Below are 16,751 nucleotides of genomic sequence, written 5' to 3'. Positions count from 1 at the left end.
TGTCTGCCGCACATTCCCCCGCCGGAGCGCGTGCTACTTTCCGCCCAACATGACTGCCCAGAGCGAAGCCACTTTTGCAAAGACGCTCGGCGAGCTGCTCCAGACGCCGGGATACGTGGGCCGTCAGCCCTTCGACGGCCGAGTTCGCCTCGTGCAGGACGAGGTCCGTGAAAACCTGACCCGCAAACTGCGCGCGGGCGAGGACCTGTTCCCCGGCGTGGTCGGCTACGACGACACCGTCATCCCCCAGCTCGTCAACGCGCTGCTGGCCCGCCAGAACTTCATTCTGCTGGGCCTGCGCGGTCAGGCCAAGAGCCGTATCCTGCGGGCCATCACCGGTCTGCTCGACGACGTGGTACCGGTCATCGACGGCGTGGACATGCCTGACGATCCCCTGAACCCGGTGGGCGCCGAGGGCCGTCACTTGCTCGAAACGCACGGGCTGGAGCTGCCCATTCGCTGGTTGCCGCGCGCTGACCGCTACGTCGAGAAGCTCGCCACGCCCGACGTGACGGTGGCCGACCTCGTGGGCGACGTGGACCCCATCAAGGCCGCCCGCCTGGGCACCAGCCTGGGCGACGTGCGCTCCATGCACTTCGGGCTGTTGCCGCGCGCCAACCGGGGCATCTTCTCGGTGAACGAACTTGCCGACCTCTCGCCCAAGGTGCAGGTCGCGCTGTTCAACATCCTTCAGGAAGGCGACGTGCAGATCAAGGGCTACCCCGTGCGCCTGGAACTCGACGTGATGCTCGTCTTCTCGGCCAACCCCGAGGACTACACGGCGCGCGGCAAGATCGTCACGCCCCTCAAGGACCGCATCGGCAGCGAGATCCGCACCCACTACCCCACCGACGTGCGCCTCGGCATGAACATCACGGCCCAGGAAGCCGTGCGTGACGAGGCGGTCGTGGTGCCGGACTTCATTGCTGAACTCATCGAGGAGATCGCCTTCCAGGCCCGCGAGGACGGCCGCGTGGACAAGCTCTCGGGCGTGTCGCAGCGCCTGCCCATTTCCCTGATGGAAGTGGCGAGCGCCAACGCCGAGCGCCGCTCGCTGGTGTCGGGCGACGCTCCGGTCGTGCGCGTCAGCGACGTATACGCCGGCCTGCCCGCGATCACGGGCAAGATGGAGCTGGAATACGAGGGCGAACTTAAGGGCGCCGATCAGGTCGCCAAGGACGTGATCCGCAAGGCGGCCGGGGCCGTGTACGCGCGCAATCACGGTTCGGCCGACACCCGCGAGCTGGAGAAGTGGTTCGAGGGCGGTAATGTCTTCCGCTTCCCGCAGGGCGGCGACGCTGCGGCGGCGCTCAAGGCCACCCGCGAGGTGCCGGGCTTGAGCGATTTCGCCGAGCAGGTGGCGAACAGCAGCGACGACGCCGTGCGCGTCAGTGCCGCCGAGTTCATCCTCGAAGGTCTGTACGGCCGCAAGAAGCTCTCGCGCGCCGAGGAACTGTACGCCGCCCCTGAGCCCGAAACCCGCCAGCAGCGCGGCGGCCGCTGGAACTGAGAAAAGGAAAAAAGAGGGGAGCCTGTGCGGCTCCCTTTTTTGGTTGTGGGATGTGGGGAGTGGGGAAGGCGGAAAGGCTTGTCGGGTGCGACTCGTAGAGGCGGCGAAAGCTCGGGCCATTCCAAACGGGCTGAGGGTGACCCCGAACGGAGCCGACGCCGCAGAACAGAGCCGCTCCGCCGACTTCCGGTACGACTCTTGCCGAGCGCAGCGCCTGGCTCCCCTGTCCCTCAGGGATAGGGGGTTGGGGAACCAGAAGCGTCAATCCTGCTCAGTACAACTTGTCCAGCACGTCATCCTTCATCACGAAGCTGTTCTCCTTGGCCGGGAAGGTCCGCCCCCGGACCTCGGCTGCATACGCCGCGATAGCCTCGCGCGAGACCTGTCCGACCTCGGCATAGCGCTTGGCGATCTTCTTGTGCTCGCCCTCGTACACGCCCAGCAGGTCGTGCGTGACGAGTACCTGCCCCCGGCAGTGCACCCCCGCCCCGATACCGATGGTCGGAATGGTCAGCCGCTCGGTGATGAGGCGGGCCAGCCGCGCCGGTATCGCCTCGAGCACGGCGGAAAAGGCCCCGGCGTCTTGCAGGGCCAGCGCGCCGTCCAGGGTGCGGCGCGCTGAGGCGTCGTCCTTGCCCTGCACGGTCAAACCGCCCTGCGCGGTGGCGGTCTGAGGCATCAGGCCGACGTGACCCATCACCGGAATGCCGTTGCGGGTCAGCGTGCCGACCACGTCCAGTACCTCGGGCGTCGAGCCTTCCAGCTTTAGGGCGTCGGCCCCCGTCTCCTGGATGACGCGGACGGCGTGGCGCATCGCGTCGTGGACTCCGGTGTGGTACGTCCCGAAGGGCAGGTCCACGACCAGAAAGGTGTTCGGCGCGCCGCGGCGCACGGCCCTGCCGTGGTGGATCATGTCGGCCAGGGTCACGGGGGCCGTGCTGTCGTAGCCCAGCACCACGTTGCCCAGGCTGTCGCCCACTAGGATCAGGTCCACGCCCGCCGCCTCGGCATGCCGGCCGCCGGGGTAGTCGTAGGCCGTGACCATTACCAGAGGGTCAGCCGAGGCCATCAGCTCGGGCACGCTGCGCTTGCTAGGGGACATGCGGCGAGGGTATCACCCAGAAGTTGCGCTCCGTGGAACGGCCTGCCTCACTGTCGGAGGTGCGGCAGAAGCCGCCGACCGGTCGGCGAGTCTTTGGGCGCGACGCGCACCACGGTTGAGCAGTCCACCACTTCGAGATCGGCCGTGGGACGATGCAGGAATGTTGGCGGACGATTATCCCGACCTGGAAAACTTCATGACGACCTGGTTCAACGACGCTTACGATTTCGAGGACCTCGGCGGAATCTTGAGCCAGATGATCAGGCTGAAAGTTTTCGATAACCTAGTCTGCCTTTCCAAGGAAATCAAACGCCTAGAGAGTGAAAACATCACCCTTGCCGAGGTCAACGAGTTTTTCAGGAGCATACGCGTCAGACGGCTGACCGAAAAGAGATATTCAGAGTTCAAGCGAAAGATCATCGTAGCGGCGGCACACGTCAGCCCCGATTTTAATTAGACCTGTTCGTCAGCTCGGGGGCCTCGACTTCTGCCGGCTACGTTCCCCGGCGTAGCGGCTCAGCCCCCCTTGATCACTTCGCCGTAGCTCCTGAGCAGCAGGTAGATGATCCAGCCCGTCACGGCGACGTACAGCCACACCGGCACCGTCCAGCGGACCCAGGCGCGGTGACGGCGGAAGTATGTGGCGGCGACGGGGGCCGAGATATTCCCCAGATTGCCGGCGGCCTTCAGACCCTTCCAGGCGTTCCACAGGGCGCCCAGGGCCAGCGGCAGGTTGGCGGCGGCCAGGATGATGTGGCTGATGAGCAGCGCGAAGTAGGCGCCCCGGTAGGGCCCGATATATTTCTTCTCGTAGCCCAGGCCCAGGCGGGTGAGGTACAGCACGAGAAAGATGGTCGCCAGCGTGCTGGCCGTGATCATGGCGCGCATGTGCGCCTCGCGGTTGCCGGTACGGATGAAATAGACGCCGATCACCAGGGCGATGCCGCTCAGCACGATGGTGATGACGGCCCACTGGTTGATGGTTTCGGCCATATCCCGGCCAGTCTAGGGCGCAGGTACCGGGGCAGGTGTCCGGCCCACGCGCCCGACAAAAGAGGCCCACCGGGACAGGGGGGACAATTTACCGGCCTGGGGGGCAGGTACAATGCCCTGTCAATGGCGTGGCCCTTTATAGAAGAAGTGGCCCGGAACGCAGAGGAAGGTGAACGAGCTTGAGCGGAACGCTGAAGGCCACCGGGCGCGTGGGCGCGGGTGCGGGCGTGTGGCTGCCACGGGTGGCCTGGGCGGCCCTGATCTACAACGTGCTGGTGATCTTGTGGGGCGCGGTCGTGCGCATCACGGGTGCGGGGGCCGGCTGCGGCGAGCACTGGCCGCTGTGTAACGGCGTGGTTGTGCCCCAGAGCCCGACCCTGCATACGGTCATCGAATTCAGCCACCGCCTGACCAGCGGGGCCAGCGGCCTGCTCGCCATCGGGCTGGTGGCGCTCGCCTTCGTGGGCACGGCCAAGGGGCATCCGGCCCGCTTTGGCGCCCTGCTGAGCCTAGGCCTGATCATTCTGGAGGGCCTAGTCGGCGGCGTGCAGGTGCTCCTCGGCCTGACCGCCACGAGCACCGACCCGGCGCGCGGCATCGTGCAGGGGGTTCACCTCGCCAACACCTTCCTGCTGCTGGGCGCGCTGCTGCTCACGGCGCTGTGGGCGTCGGGCGGTCCCCGGCTGCGGCTGCGCGGGCAGGGCCAGAGCGGCGCACTTGTGGGCGTAGGGCTGGCGCTGCTGCTCGTGCTGGGGATGGCGGGCGCGGTGACGGCTCTGGGCGATCTGCTGTTCCTGCCGGCTGACGGCAGCACCCCGGTCCAGACCGTACGCGGCGACCTGGGCGCTGTGAACCTCATTCAGAACCTGCGGGTCATCCATCCCATGCTGGCCATCCTGACAAGTGCGTACCTCGCGTGGCTGGCCGCGTGGCTGCGCCGTGAGCGGCCTGGCGCACAGGTCTCGCGCTGGAGCGCAGCGCTGTGGACCATGCTGGGCCTCCAGATGCTCGCGGGCTTCGCCAACATCGCGCTCAAGGCGCCGGGCTGGCTTCAGCTCACGCACCTGCTGCTGGCGTGCATCATGTGGCTCGTGACCGTGATGCTCAGCTACGCCGCCCTGACCGGCCTGAAGGCGGCGCGCCCCGCGCCCGCGCCGCTGCGGGGGGCCGCATGACCGCCGAAGCTCCGGTGGCGGCGGTCCGGCCCGCGCGCGCCACCTGGCGCGACTACCTCGCCCTGACCAAGCCCAAGGTCATCAGTCTGCTGCTCTGGACCACCGTCGCGGCCATGTTCATGGCGGCGCGCGGCTGGCCGGGGCTGGGGCTGCTCGTGGTCGTCACTCTGGCGGGATACGCCTCGGCGGGGTCGGCGGGCGTGTTCAACATGATCATCGACCGCGACATCGACCTCAAGATGAAGCGCACCGCCAACCGCCCGACCTCCAGCGGCCTCATCAGCACCCGTGACGCGGGCCTGTTCGGCGCGGCCCTCCAGGTGCTGTCCTTCCTTGCTCTGTGGGTCTGGGCCTCGCCCCTGGCCGCCTGGATGAGTCTCGCGGGCTTCGTGACCTACGTGGTCGTCTACACGATGTGGCTCAAGCGGAACACCTGGCACAACATCGTGCTGGGGGGCGCGGCCGGCTGCTTCCCGCCGCTGGTGGGCTGGGCGGCCGTGACCGGTGACCTCAACCTGTTCGCCTGGTACCTGTTCGCCATCATCTTCTTCTGGACCCCGGTGCACTTCTGGGCCCTGGCCCTGATGATCAAGGACGAATACCGCGAGGTCGGCATTCCCATGCTGCCGGTGGTCCACGGCGACCGCCTGACGGTGGCCCAGATCGGGCTGTACGCCATCTATACGGTCGTGCTGTCGGTCATGCCGGTGTTCTTCGGCGAGGTTGGACTGCTGTACTTCGTCAGCGCGGTAGCCCTGGGGGCGTGGCTGCTGGTGCTCTCATGGCGCCTCTATCGGCACGTCATGGGTGGGCAGGCGGTCGAGCGCCGGGTTGCCGTGCCGCTGTACCTCTACTCCATGCTCTACCTCGCCCTGCTGTTCGTGGCCGGGGCCGTGGATCGGGGCCTGTTGAGCTGATCGCCGGTCTCCTTCAGACTTCCCATGTGGCGGTCCCTCCGGGGGCCGTTTTTCGTGCGCCGGACCGGGGTGTGTGCCGGAGGGGTGAGAGGCGGCGGGGGACACTTGCCCACCCCTCAAGCTGCTCTCATGGGGGGTGTGCCTGACCGGTCGGTCGAGTGTTCGGCCCGCGTGCTCACACCGCAGACTCCGCCGGGGGGTCTGGGCGGCGCGCATTTCGCTGTGGGACGCTTTAGACTGGGGCGAACAGGAAAGGAGTGACGTTGAATACCAACCATGACCAGAGGCCAGGCGAGTCGCGCCGGCGCAGCGGACCGGGGCGTTTGCCCTGGACGCTCGCGGGCGCGGCCCTGGGCAGCCTGCTGCTGAGCGGCTGCCAGAGCAACCAGTCCCTCACGCTCGGCGACATGGCGTCGTCGTACAACCGCGAGATCCTCGGGATGAGCCTCTGGGCCATCGCCCTGTCGGTCATCATCTTCATCGGGGTGTCCGCGGCGCTCTTCTACACGGTGAACAAGTTCCGTGAGGAGAACAACACCGAGGCGCCCGCGCAGTTTCACGGCAACAACCGCCTGGAAGTCGTCCTGGTGGTCGTGCCGGTCATCATCGTCATGTTCCTCAGCGTCCTGACGGTGCGCAGCATGGCCCGCCTGAACCCCACCAGCAAGGAATCGGTCGCCATCGAGACCCTGGGCCGGCAGTTCTGGTGGAACTTTGCCTACCCGGCGTCGGCTGTCCAGGGCGGCGGCGTCGTGACCAACGGCAACGAGATGCTCATGCCGACCCGCCAGAAGGTCGCCATCACCCTGACGAGCGGCGACGTCATCCACGGCTTCTGGGCCCCGAACATCGGCGGTCAGCGCGCCGCCATCCCGACCGTGAAGAAGGTCTGGGAAGTGGACACCGACCGCGCGGGCGTGTACCAGGGCAACTGCTCGCAGCTGTGCGGCGCCTCGCACGCCAACATGCGTTACAAGGTCATCGCGCTTGACCAGGACCGCTTCAACACGGTCATGACGGCCGCCAAGGCCTACGTGGCCCCCACGCCGGCCGCCGGTTCGCCGGAAGCGGCGGGCTACGCGCTGTTCATGCAGGGCAAGTCCAGCACCGGCGCAGTCGCCTGCGCGGCCTGCCACCGCGTGCAGGGCACCCCGGCGGGCGGCGTCAGTGGCCCCGACCTGAGCTTCTTCGGCACCCGCCGCACGCTGGGCGCCGGCATGTGGGAAGCCATGACGGCCCAGCACTGGGAAGAACCCAAGGCGGCAGCAGAACTGCACGCCTGGCTCAAGCACAGCCCCGTGGTCAAGCCCGGCAGCCTGATGCCCCGCTATGACGGCGGCACCTCGGTCATCAACGGCAAGGTCACCAAGGGCGGCACGCTGACCGACGAAGAAATCGACGACATCGCCGCCTACCTGCGCAGCCTCAGGCTGCCCGAGGAAGCGGACTACTGGCGCGGCACGCCCGTCCACGGCGGCCAGGGAGTGGGTCAGTGACCGTACAACACGCTCCGACTCCGCAGCAGGTCGGCGCCGAGCGGCGCGGAGCCTGGGAGGTCATCAAGGACTACATGATGACCACCGATCACAAGAAGATCGGTCTGCTCTACATCATCGTCTCCATTCTCGCCTTCGGGATCGGGGGCATCCTGGCCGTCGGCATCCGGCTGCAACTCGCGCTGCCCGAGCAGACCCTGCTCGTGGGCAACACCTACAATCAGGTGCTGACGCTGCACGCCGCGCTGATGATCTTCTTCTTCCTCATTCCGGTGGGTCTGTTCGGGTTCGGGAACTACTTCCTGCCCCTGCAGCTCGGCGTGCGTGACGTGGCCCTGCCGCGCGTGAACACCTTCGCGGTGTGGCTGTTCATCTTCAGCCTCATCCTGGTGATCTTCGGCCTCGCCAACGGCGGCGCGCCGGGTGTCGGCTGGACCTTCTACTACCCGCTGTCGGTAGACGCCAACCAGACTGGCGTCTCGGTCCTTATGGTCGCGCTCATCCTCAACGGCATCGGTTCGCTGCTGGGCTCGGCCAACTTCGCCGCGACCATTGTGAACATGCGCACGCCCGGCATGAGCCTGTGGAAGATGCCCATCTTCGTGTGGAGCATCTTCGCCACCAGCATCCTCCAGCTCGCCTCGCTGGGCGGCCTGACCGCCGCCGCGATGATCACCTACCTCGAAATCAAGCTGGGCCTGAGCATGTTCAATCCCGGCATCGGTGGCGTGCCGGTGCTCATGCAGCAGTTCTTCTGGTTCTACTCGCACCCGGCGGTGTACGTCATGTTGCTGCCCTACCTGGGCATCGGCGCCGAGATCGCCTCGACCATGGCCCGCAAGCCGCTGTTCGGCTACCGCGTGATGGTCTACTCGATCCTGGGCATCGTGCTCGTGTCGCTGCTCGTGTGGCTGCACCACATGTTCGCGCTGGGCATTCCCGAAAGCTGGCAGATCGCCTTCATGATCGCCACGATGATCGTGGCCGTGCCCACTGGGGTCAAGATCTTCAACCTGATCGGCACCCTGTGGGGCGGGCGGATCCTGATGAAGACGCCCACCTACTGGCTGATCGGCTTCATCTTCAACTTCCTGATCGGCGGGATCACCGGCGTATCGCTGGGGATGGTGCCCTTCGACTATCAGGTCACCATGTCGTACTACGTCGTGGCGCACTTCCACAACGTGATGATGTTCGGCACGGCCTTCCTGGCGATGGGCGGCATCTACTACTGGTGGCCCAAGATGACTGGCCGGTTCCTGAACGAGAAGACCGGCATGTGGCACTTCTGGCTGTTCATGGTCGGCTCGTGGATGACCTTCCTGCCGCAGTACGTGCTGGGCCTGCTGGGAATGCCCCGGCGCTACTACACCTACCCCGAGGGCAACCTCGCCTGGACCGAGCTGAACTTCGTCTCGACGTTGGGCGCGCTGACCCTGCTCGCGGGCGGCATCGTGTTCGTCTGGAACATGTACCAGAGCATGAAGCAGCCCATCACTGCCGGGCCCAACCCCTGGGGCGGCTACACGCTGGAATGGACGGCCGCCAGCCCGCCCGCCGCGTACAACTTCGCCCACGAGTTCCCCCGCAACTTCCCGACCGAGCGTCCCCTGTACGACTGGGAACAGAGCGGCGAGACCCTGACTCCGGTGGACCCCAAGAGCATCCACCTGCCGCAGGACAGCATCTGGCCCTTCATGACGGCTGTCGGGCTGCTGCTCATGGGCTACGGTCTCTCGTTCGGCTGGTTCACCAACTACACCCCGGCCGGCGGCCTTCAGCCCTTCTTCGAGGCGTCTTTCGGGCACGTGCTGGCGAGCGTCGTGCTGTACCTCAGCTTCCCGGTGTTCTTCTACAGCCTGTTCAAGTGGGCGGGTACGCGTGAATACGCCGTGCCGGTCGAGCACCATCACCTGACCAAGTACGACAACGGCTTCATGGGCATGAGCTGGTTCATCATCAGCGAAGTGGGCCTGTTCGCGGTTCTCATCGCCGGCTACGTGTACCTGCGCGTCATCGGGGCCGCCGAGCCGCCCGCCCTGCGTCCCAACGTCTGGCTGGCCGCCGTCAACACCCTAATCCTGGTGACGTCGTCCTTCGTGATTCACAAGGCCGAGCAGGACCTGCACCACGGCCGCGCGACCTGGGGCCGCCTGGGCCTGTTCATCACGCTCCTGCTGGGCGGCCTGTTCATGATCTTCCAGGTGTACGAGTTCGCGCTGTTCGGCACCGAGAGCGACTGGAAACAGAACCTCTGGCAGTCGTGCTTCTTCATCATCGTCGGTCTGCACGGCCTGCACATCATCATCGGCGGCGTGGGTGTGGCCCTGCCGTACTATCAGGCGATGACCGGCAAGATGGACAAGTACAACCACGGCAGCATCGTGCCGGCCAGCCTGTACTGGCACCTGGTGGACGTGGTCTGGTTGCTGATCGTCGCTATCTTCTACGCCTGGTAGCCGCAGGCGCGCACCAGAAGAAGGCAGAAGGAAGCAGGGGGGAGGGCCGCAGGGTGGCCTTCCCCCACTTCGTTTTGGCGCATCATCGGGCATGACCGACAGCGCCCGTCAGTTCGATGCCCAGGCCGACCGTTACGCTGCGAGCGAGGTTCACCGCGCCGGGGCCAGCCTGCCCGTACTGCTGGAGTTCGCGGCCTCCCACCCGGACGATCTGGCTCTGGACGTGGCGACCGGCACCGGCAACACGGCGCTGGCCCTGGCGCCGCTGGTCCGCGAGGTCACGGGGCTGGACCTCGCGCAGAAGATGCTGGTCCACGCACGCGAGCGGGCCGCCGCCGAGAGCCGCGCCAACGCCAGCTTCGTGGTCGGGTCGGCCGAGGCGCTGCCCTTCGCGGACGGGTCGTTCACACTCGTCACCTCGCGCCACGCTCCCCACCACTTCCGGGACGTGGGGCAGTTTCTGGCTGAGGTCTGGCGGGTGCTGCGCCCCGGCGGGCGGCTGGTGCTGGCCGACCAGATCAGTCCCGACTCCGAGACGCGCCGGTGGATAGACCGTTACCAGACCCTGCGCGACCCCAGCCACTTCACGCAGCGCACGGCGGACGACTGGCGAGAACTGGCCGAGGCGGTGGGCTTCCGCTGGGCCCGGGACGCCGTGGTGCCCTATCGCCTGGACTTCATGTGGTGGACCGAGACGGCCGGCACGCCGGCGGCGGCGGTGGCCGAACTGCGCGCGCTGGCTGCTGATCTATCGCCCGAGGGGCGCGGGCGCGCTGGGCTGGAAGTCGGCCCGGACGGTGAGCTGCTGGCCCATACGGAGCCGATGTTGGTCGTGCGTCTGGAAAAGCCCGAAGACTGAAGGGGACCCTACTCCGCCTTCGCCTCACGGCCCATGAGTTCGCTCAGGCCGCGCTCGGGGGTCCACTCGCCTGCGCATACGCGCGCCACCGCCCGGACGATGGGCAGGTCGTGGCCGTGGGCGGTTGCCCAGGCGTCGAGCAGGCCGGCAGTCCGCAGGCCCTCGACGGCCTTGCCGCCCATCTGCGGGTTCTCGCCGCGCGCGATGGCCTCGCCGGCCGCGCGGTTGCGGCTGTGCGGACTGGTAGCGGTGGCGATCAGGTCGCCCAGGCCGCTCAGGCCGTAGATGGTGTCCTCCTGCGCGCCGAGGCTCACGAGATACCGGCTCATCTCGCGCAGGCCACGGGTGAGCAGCGAAGCCTTGGCGTTGTCGCCCAGGCGCAGGCCGTCTCCCAGCCCGGCGGCCAGAGCCATCACGTTTTTCAGGACGCCCCCCAGCTCCACGCCCACGAGGTCGCTGCTCGTATACACGCGCAGGCTGGGCGACATCAGGGCTTCCTGCACCGCCCCCGCCAGGGCCTCGTCGCGGCTGGCGACCACGGTGGCCGCCGGCAGCCCACGCCCGATCTCTTCGGCGTGGTTGGGACCACTCAGAACCGCCAGGCGCCCGAAGCCCAGGCCGGCGGCCAGATCACTCAATGCGCCGCCATCGGGGGCCAGTCCCTTGGCGCACAGCACCAGTCCCAGCGAGCGGGGTAGAGCGTCCAGCAGGTCTGGCACGCCCACGCTGGGCACCACGACCAGGGCGAAGGAGGCGCCCGCCACCGCCTCCTCCAGCCCGGCCGTGACCGTCACCTCCCCGGGTAGCGCCACCCCCGGCAGGTACTCGCGGTTCTCGCGGACCTCACTCAGCCGGCCCGCGAAGTCGGGGCGCCGCGCCCACAGGGTTGCCGGCCGTCCGGCGCGGGTGGCAGCGATGGCCAGGGCCGTGCCCCAGCCGCCCGCGCCCAGCACTGGGACCGGCACTGTGGTTGTGACCAGGCGGGACATCATCCGGCCTCCGGCGCCCAGGCGAATACCCAGATGCGCGGTGTCTCGGGACCGGGGTCGGCGTAGTCAGGGTATTCCACGATCTCCCAGCGCGCGAAACCGGCTACCGCGAGGAGCGGGGCCACGTCGGCGGGGTCGTAACCGCGCTCGCGGTGCGTCTCGACGAACTCGCGCGACTCGCCCGAGTCTTCCAGCACGCGGCAGAAGGCCTGTACCACGCCCAGGTCCGTGTCGGGGTCGTGGTGGTGTGACCAGTGATAGTGGACCTCTTGGCCGTTTGGGGCGGTCGCCAAGCCCTCGATGGCGTCGCCCTCCCACAGCTCGCGCACGCCCAGGCGGGTATTCAGGTCGCAGGCCAGCAGGCCGCCGGGGCGCAGGTGCGCCGCCGCGCGGGCCAGCGCCTGTCCCAGGTCGCCGGGGGTCAGCAGGTTGTTCAGGCTGTCGAACACGCAGGTCACGAGATCGAAGCGCGTCTTGTGGGGAGGCGTTCCCAGGGCGAAGGTCCGCAGGTCGCCCTGCTCGAAGGTCACGCGCGGCAGCCGCTCGCGGGCCAGCCGCAGCATCTCGGCGCTGCCGTCCAGACCTGTGACCTCCAGGCCGGCCACCACGAGTTCGCGGGTCAGGCCGCCCGTTCCGCAGGCGAGGTCGAGCGCCATGCGCGGTGTGAGGCCGCCGTCGCGGGCGTAGCTCAGGATGAAGTCGGCCCAGGCGTCGTACTCGACGTCCGCCATGATGGCGTCGTAGACCGCCGCCAGCGCCGTGAAGGGAGGGTGCTGCATGGCCGTCACTGTAGCGGCTGGGGGCATCTCCCAAGAGGTCCGTCAGCTTCCAGGCTCCCGAAGGCCGAAGATGTGTACGATATGAGAAAAAGGCGGCTGGACCGCCCTGCCCACGTCCCGGTACGGTGACGCTATGAACAAAATCATCCTGGCGGGGGGCCTGAGTGCCCTGCTCCTGAGTGCGTGCAGCGTGGTCGGTACCCGCAGCGCAGCAGTATCGGGACAGCTGCGCGGCTTCAGCGCGAACCAGAATCTGCGCCTCGCCCTCGTCGGGTACAACAACGGCCGATATACCGCCGACGGGACGCAGGCTCAGGTCGTCGACAAGTTCCTGACGGGCGGCTACACCCTGACCCTGCCGCGGGACGTGCCCTACGGCACATACCGCGTGATCGTATTCCGCGACGCCAACGACGACAACCGTTACAACGCGGGCGACACGGTCCTGAGTAGCTACAGTGGCAAACTGCTCATCTATGCCGAACGCGACAATGCCCTGTTCAATGGTACCAAGTACGGCTGGAACATCTACGACGGCAACAACGGCCATATCCAGACCACGCTGCTCAACAACTACGACCTGCAATCGGCGAACTGATCTTGTGGGTTGTGGCTGGACCGGGAGGCACGGCTAGGCTCCCGGTCCGGTTTGGGACTGGTTTAGACTCAGCGCACTGTCTTGCTGATCAGGGTATTCGTGTAGAAGTCGCCTGCTTTGGCCCCGGCCGGCAGTTTTCCCTGCTTGACCAGGGCCGCGACCGCCTTGGTCCAGGCTGCGGGATCGCTGGCACCCAGTCCGTTTTTCGCGGTGTAGGTACTGCTCATCAGGGGCACGCTGGCCCGCAGGATGTCCAGGCCGCCGCCCGTCGCCCCGAAGACCGGCTGGGCGAGCTTGAAGGCGCGGGCAGGGTCGCTCTGGGTGAACTTCAGGCCGCGCTGCGAGGCGCGCACCACCTTGCGGGCAAGGTCGCCGTTCAGGCTCTTGCCGGTCGTGATGAGCCCCGCACCCACCATCGGGTAGGCGCCGGTCACGTCAAGGGTGTAGACCTTCTGGCCCAGGGCGCGCAGTTGTACGACCTCGTTGTTCACGTAGCCGGCGGCAGCGTCCACCCGCCCGGCGCGTACGGCGTCGAGCTGCGTGAAGCCGATGTTGGCGAGCCGGACGTCGTTGTCCAGACCCGCACTGCCTAGCAGGGCCTGCACCGCGTTGTAGGTGCTGCCGTAGGGGCCGGGGATTCCCAGCGTCTTGCCGCGCAGGTCGGCGGTCGAGTTCAGGGGCTTGAGGCTGAAGACGGTCACAGGCGTCTTCTGGTACATCGCCATGACGTAGCGCACGTCGGCGCCCTGGTTGCGCGCGAACACGGCGTCTTCAGGGTCCCCCACCACGAAGTCGAGTTTGCCCTGAAGCAGGAGGGGCATGAGCTCGTTGACGTAGCCGTGCTGGAACTTGACGCTCAGGCCCTCGGCCTTGAAATACCCCAGCTTGTCGGCCACGTAGAAGGGCGTGAACTGCACGTTGGGCACGTAGCCCAGGCCGATGTTGACCGTGCGGCCGGGCACGCTCTGGGCGGCAGCCACAGACGCGCCGAGCAGGGCGAGTGAAGTGAGGAGAAGGCGGTGCATGGGGCGAGTATAGGCAGCCCCACTGACCGCTCTGTGACCTGTCTGCCCAGTCGGAGTTGCCTGAACGGCCGGTGAACACCGAGCAACCTGGCCCCCACCTTCCGGTCAGGGGACTGGCACCGGGCACAAAATGGGGTAAGATACAGGGTACGGCCTGAGCGGCGCGCGAGAATCTGCCGCAGCCGCCACACAGGACAGCCCTGCGCCAGAGCGGGGCACAAAGGAGCACAGCATGACGAATCCCGAAGACCAGCAGCAGGCGGCGGCGCAGACGCACGACGCGACCCCCGCAGAACTGCGCGACGTTCTCCCCGAACTCCAGGGTGAACCCGATGAGGACGCCGTTCTCGACGCCCAGGAAGCCGAAGCCGAGGGCACCGAACTGGCCGTCCAGGACGAAAGCGAAGAAGGCGAGGGTGAAGGCGAAGACGAGTACATCGACGCCGACGACCTGATCGACCTGCTGAACGAGCTCAAGACCATGATCGAGGCTCAGGGCAAGGAAATCCGTGGCCTGCGCCGCGAAATGCGTGAAATGCGCGAGTCGCAGGGCAGCCAGGGCGGCTTCCGCGGCGGCGACCGCGGCAGCGAGCGTCCCAGCGGCGGCGACCGTGGCGGCCAGGGCGGCGGCTTCCGTCCCCGTGAAGACCGTGGCGACCGCCCGAGCTTCGGTGGCGACCGTGGTGGAGACCGCGGCGGCTACCGTGGCAACGACCGCGGCGGCGATCGTCCGAGCTTCGGCGGCGACCGTGGTGGCGACCGCGGCGGCTACCGTGGCAACGACCGCGGCGGTGACCGTCCGAGCTTCGGCGGCGACCGCGGTGGTCAGGGTGGCGGCTTCCGTCCCCGCGAAGACCGTGGCGGCGACCGCGGCGGCTTCCGTCCCCGTGACGACCGCGGCGGCGACCGTCCGAGCTTCGGCGGCGACCGCGGCGGCCAGGGTGGCGGCTTCCGTCCCCGCGAAGACCGTGGCGGCGACCGTCCGAGCTTCGGCAACGACCGTGGCGGCCAGAGCGCCCAGGGCGGCGAGTTCCGTCCCCGCGAGGACCGCGGCGCCGACCAGGGCGAGTTCCGTCCCCGCGCCCGCGCCGACCGTGGCTGGACCAATCGCCGCACCGACGAGGAGTAATCCTCTCTGAGCAGGGCCGCCCTCCTCCGTGGGGGCGGCCCTGTCCATTGCGCTGCGGTAGCCTGCCGCGGGTTCCGGCGACGATTCGGGCGCCTGCCCTACCGTTCCCCATCCCCCGGGGGGAGGGGGGGAGGAGACCTCTCGTGGCCGCGCCGGGGGCGGGCTCTAGAACAGTTCGTCGAGAAGCTGGTAATAGGCGAGTTTGCGCGGGTCCACGAGGGCGCGGCCGTACAGGTCGAGGAACGCCTCGGCATGTTCGGCACCGAGGTTGTATGCGGCGCTGCGGTAAGCCAGCGCGAGGTCGGCGTGGCGGTCGGCGATGCCCGCGCGCCCCACGTCCACGAAGCCCTCGACGTACTCGCCTCCCACCAGCACATTGGGCAGGCAGGGGTCGCCGTGCGTCACCACGAGGTCTTCCTGGGCCGGGCGGGTGCGCGCCAGTTCGTTGAAGACGCTCGTGGCCGTGCGCCCCAGCCGCTTCTCGTCGAAGTCGGTCTCGTCCACCACGCCCGCTGCCACGCGCTCGCGGGCCAGGGGCAGCGTCACCCCCAACGTCATGGTGAACGGGCAGTCCCGCAGCGGCAGGGCGTGCAGTTCACGCAGCGCGCGGGCCAGCAGCGCGGCCATGCGTCCGGGGTGCAGCGCGGCGTCGGGGTCGCTCATGGGAATGCCCGGAAGGCGCGTCATGGCGAGGTAGTCGAAGTCGCCATCCGACTCCAGTCCCAGGACCCCCGGCACCGGCACGCGCCCGGCGAGATACCGCAGCCGCTCCCGCTCCTGCGGCAGCGTGCTGACCGGCAGGTCGCTGCCTCCGCGCGCCTGTACCTTCACCACGTGCCGTGACGAGCGCCACACGCCTGCCCCGCTTTGTCCCAGCGTGACGCGCTCCCAGCGGGCGGCGGGCAGCACGCGGCGCAGGCCAGCGGGCAGGGTCAGGGTAACGGGCAGGGTCATGAAGGGAAGATAGGCCAGGAGCGCACCCGGCGGGACCCGGACCGCCCCAGGATGGAGACGTGCCCCGTTCTCCGGTCAGGCCGGCCCCTCCCCACGAAGACTGGTTCAGCGTCGTGATCGGCCGCACGCGCTTCGTGGTGCTCATCGCCGTGATCGCCGTGCTGCTCGTCGCCTTCAGCCTGTTCCTGCAGGGGACCTGGGTGGCGCTGGAGACCATCTACGAGACGTGGCGCGACCTGTTCCTGCGCCGCGAGGACAGTGCCACGAGCGAACTGGCCGTCCAGTTTCTGGAGGTGGTGAGCACCATGCTCAAGGCGGTGGTGTTCTACATCATCGGGGTAGGGCTCTACAGCCTGTTTATCCGGCCGCTGAACCTCACGTCGGCGCTGGGGGTGGAGACGCTGGCCGACCTGGAGCAGAAGGTCGTGTCGGTCATCGTGGTGATTCTGGGCGTGACCTTTCTGGAACACTTCATCCGCTGGCAGGAGCCGCTGGAGACGTTGTATTTCGCCGGAGCACTGGCCCTGGCGGGCGGCGCGCTGGTCGCCTTTCAGTACGTTCACCGTCGCCAGGGCAGCGACCTGCAACAGCCCGAAGCCAAACTGCGGGCCCGGCGCGAACTGTTCGAGCGTGGCAACGAACAGCGTCAGATCCGGGAGCGCGACGTGCAGCGCGCCGAGGACGCCACCCGGGCCAAACTCGAGGGCCGGGTCGACAGTGACGAGGGCGGCGGGGACTAGCCGCCTCGGCCGCTCGCCTCCGCGGG

The 16,751-nt window shown here is 67.9% G+C and carries 16 protein-coding genes; 10 read left to right on the top strand and 6 right to left on the bottom strand.

Features of this window, described 5'->3' with window-relative positions; translation table 11 throughout:
* Positions 1 to 49: 49 nt before the first annotated feature.
* Positions 50 to 1,510, top strand: a complete 1,461-nt coding sequence (locus ASF71_RS17990) for an ATP-binding protein (RefSeq protein WP_056302577.1) — start codon at positions 50 to 52, stop codon at positions 1,508 to 1,510.
* A 271-nt stretch (positions 1,511 to 1,781) separates the two neighbouring features.
* Here the strand turns inward: ASF71_RS17990 and panB are convergent, their stop codons facing one another.
* Positions 1,782 to 2,612 carry a 3-methyl-2-oxobutanoate hydroxymethyltransferase gene (panB, locus tag ASF71_RS17985; RefSeq protein ID WP_056302573.1) on the bottom strand — a complete coding sequence of 277 codons (831 nt, stop codon included), beginning with the start codon at positions 2,610 to 2,612 and terminating at the stop codon, positions 1,782 to 1,784.
* Between panB and ASF71_RS25365 the strand changes: the two genes are divergently transcribed.
* On the top strand, positions 2,611 to 3,069 hold the full coding sequence (locus ASF71_RS25365) for a hypothetical protein (RefSeq protein ID WP_235514600.1): 459 nt from the start codon (positions 2,611 to 2,613) through the stop codon (positions 3,067 to 3,069). The two genes, panB and ASF71_RS25365, sit on opposite strands and share 2 nt — an antisense overlap.
* A gap of 59 nt (positions 3,070 to 3,128) precedes the next feature.
* On the opposite strand, the gene ASF71_RS17975 is transcribed toward ASF71_RS25365, so the two are convergent.
* Positions 3,129 to 3,605, bottom strand: coding sequence for a DUF420 domain-containing protein (locus tag ASF71_RS17975; protein WP_056302570.1), 477 nt, complete (start codon positions 3,603 to 3,605; stop codon positions 3,129 to 3,131).
* Positions 3,606 to 3,784: 179 nt separating this feature from the next.
* Here ASF71_RS17975 and ASF71_RS17970 point away from each other — a divergent pair, with 179 nt between their 5' ends.
* The 5 genes from ASF71_RS17970 to ASF71_RS17950 all read left to right on the top strand — a co-directional run bounded on the left by ASF71_RS17970 (position 3,785) and on the right by ASF71_RS17950 (position 10,511).
* Positions 3,785 to 4,780: a heme A synthase gene (locus ASF71_RS17970; RefSeq protein ID WP_056302568.1), complete on the top strand. Its 996-nt coding sequence runs from the start codon at positions 3,785 to 3,787 to the stop codon at positions 4,778 to 4,780.
* Positions 4,777 to 5,697 (top strand): heme o synthase, encoded by a 921-nt coding sequence (locus ASF71_RS17965; protein ID WP_056302566.1) that lies wholly within the window; start codon positions 4,777 to 4,779, stop codon positions 5,695 to 5,697. The genes ASF71_RS17970 and ASF71_RS17965 overlap by 4 nt, the downstream gene beginning before the upstream one ends.
* A 263-nt stretch (positions 5,698 to 5,960) precedes the next feature.
* Positions 5,961 to 7,193 (top strand): cytochrome c oxidase subunit II, encoded by a 1,233-nt coding sequence (gene coxB / locus ASF71_RS17960; protein WP_056302563.1) that lies wholly within the window; start codon positions 5,961 to 5,963, stop codon positions 7,191 to 7,193.
* Complete coding sequence (locus ASF71_RS17955; RefSeq protein ID WP_056302561.1) at positions 7,190 to 9,652, top strand: cbb3-type cytochrome c oxidase subunit I; 2,463 nt, start codon at positions 7,190 to 7,192, stop codon at positions 9,650 to 9,652. Before coxB ends, ASF71_RS17955 begins: the two co-directional genes overlap by 4 nt.
* Positions 9,653 to 9,743: 91 nt before the next feature.
* Positions 9,744 to 10,511, top strand: coding sequence for a class I SAM-dependent methyltransferase (locus ASF71_RS17950; protein ID WP_056302559.1), 768 nt, complete (start codon positions 9,744 to 9,746; stop codon positions 10,509 to 10,511).
* Between the two features lie 8 nt (positions 10,512 to 10,519).
* Here ASF71_RS17950 and ASF71_RS17945 read toward each other — a convergent pair whose 3' ends face one another.
* Together ASF71_RS17945 and ASF71_RS17940 are read right to left on the bottom strand one after the other, a co-directional pair.
* Positions 10,520 to 11,503, bottom strand: coding sequence for an NAD(P)H-dependent glycerol-3-phosphate dehydrogenase (locus ASF71_RS17945; RefSeq protein ID WP_056302557.1), 984 nt, complete (start codon positions 11,501 to 11,503; stop codon positions 10,520 to 10,522).
* The gene (locus ASF71_RS17940; RefSeq protein WP_056303023.1) at positions 11,500 to 12,279 is read right to left on the bottom strand and encodes a class I SAM-dependent methyltransferase; all 780 of its coding nucleotides are present in this window, start codon (positions 12,277 to 12,279) and stop codon (positions 11,500 to 11,502) included. Before ASF71_RS17940 ends, ASF71_RS17945 begins: the two co-directional genes overlap by 4 nt.
* Positions 12,280 to 12,412: 133 nt before the next feature.
* Between ASF71_RS17940 and ASF71_RS17935 the strand changes: the two genes are divergently transcribed.
* A complete protein-coding gene (locus ASF71_RS17935; protein ID WP_056302555.1) occupies positions 12,413 to 12,877 on the top strand; it encodes a hypothetical protein in 465 nt (154 codons plus the stop codon).
* A 68-nt stretch (positions 12,878 to 12,945) separates the two neighbouring features.
* Here the strand turns inward: ASF71_RS17935 and ASF71_RS17930 are convergent, their stop codons facing one another.
* On the bottom strand, positions 12,946 to 13,902 hold the full coding sequence (locus tag ASF71_RS17930; RefSeq protein WP_056302553.1) for an ABC transporter substrate-binding protein: 957 nt from the start codon (positions 13,900 to 13,902) through the stop codon (positions 12,946 to 12,948).
* 232 nt (positions 13,903 to 14,134) lie between these two features.
* Here ASF71_RS17930 and ASF71_RS17925 point away from each other — a divergent pair, with 232 nt between their 5' ends.
* On the top strand, positions 14,135 to 15,031 hold the full coding sequence (locus ASF71_RS17925) for a hypothetical protein (protein WP_056302552.1): 897 nt from the start codon (positions 14,135 to 14,137) through the stop codon (positions 15,029 to 15,031).
* 165 nt (positions 15,032 to 15,196) lie between these two features.
* Here the strand turns inward: ASF71_RS17925 and ASF71_RS17920 are convergent, their stop codons facing one another.
* The gene (locus ASF71_RS17920; protein ID WP_056302550.1) at positions 15,197 to 15,985 is read right to left on the bottom strand and encodes an APH(3') family aminoglycoside O-phosphotransferase; all 789 of its coding nucleotides are present in this window, start codon (positions 15,983 to 15,985) and stop codon (positions 15,197 to 15,199) included.
* 59 nt (positions 15,986 to 16,044) lie between these two features.
* On the opposite strand from ASF71_RS17920, the gene ASF71_RS17915 reads away from it, so the two are divergent.
* Positions 16,045 to 16,725, top strand: coding sequence for a YqhA family protein (locus ASF71_RS17915; protein ID WP_056302548.1), 681 nt, complete (start codon positions 16,045 to 16,047; stop codon positions 16,723 to 16,725).
* Positions 16,726 to 16,751: the final 26 nt, after the last annotated feature.

The organism is Deinococcus sp. Leaf326 (assembly GCF_001424185.1).
Lineage (GTDB): Bacteria > Deinococcota > Deinococci > Deinococcales > Deinococcaceae > Deinococcus.
Note: the sequence above shows the minus strand (reverse complement) of the source record. Positions and strands in the feature narration are given on the sequence as shown.

Coding starts and splice junctions, on each gene's coding strand:
- ASF71_RS17925 (WP_056302552.1), top strand. CDS start 14,135: ATGACGAATCCCGAAGACCAGCAGCAGGCGGCGGCGCAGACGCACGAC.
- ASF71_RS17965 (WP_056302566.1), top strand. CDS start 4,777: ATGACCGCCGAAGCTCCGGTGGCGGCGGTCCGGCCCGCGCGCGCCACC.
- ASF71_RS17935 (WP_056302555.1), top strand. CDS start 12,413: ATGAACAAAATCATCCTGGCGGGGGGCCTGAGTGCCCTGCTCCTGAGT.
- ASF71_RS17990 (WP_056302577.1), top strand. CDS start 50: ATGACTGCCCAGAGCGAAGCCACTTTTGCAAAGACGCTCGGCGAGCTG.
- ASF71_RS17920 (WP_056302550.1), bottom strand. CDS start 15,985: ATGACCCTGCCCGTTACCCTGACCCTGCCCGCTGGCCTGCGCCGCGTG.
- ASF71_RS17975 (WP_056302570.1), bottom strand. CDS start 3,605: ATGGCCGAAACCATCAACCAGTGGGCCGTCATCACCATCGTGCTGAGC.
- ASF71_RS17930 (WP_056302553.1), bottom strand. CDS start 13,902: ATGCACCGCCTTCTCCTCACTTCACTCGCCCTGCTCGGCGCGTCTGTG.
- ASF71_RS17945 (WP_056302557.1), bottom strand. CDS start 11,503: ATGATGTCCCGCCTGGTCACAACCACAGTGCCGGTCCCAGTGCTGGGC.
- ASF71_RS17950 (WP_056302559.1), top strand. CDS start 9,744: ATGACCGACAGCGCCCGTCAGTTCGATGCCCAGGCCGACCGTTACGCT.
- ASF71_RS17940 (WP_056303023.1), bottom strand. CDS start 12,279: ATGCAGCACCCTCCCTTCACGGCGCTGGCGGCGGTCTACGACGCCATC.
- ASF71_RS25365 (WP_235514600.1), top strand. CDS start 2,611: ATGCGGCGAGGGTATCACCCAGAAGTTGCGCTCCGTGGAACGGCCTGC.
- panB (WP_056302573.1), bottom strand. CDS start 2,612: ATGTCCCCTAGCAAGCGCAGCGTGCCCGAGCTGATGGCCTCGGCTGAC.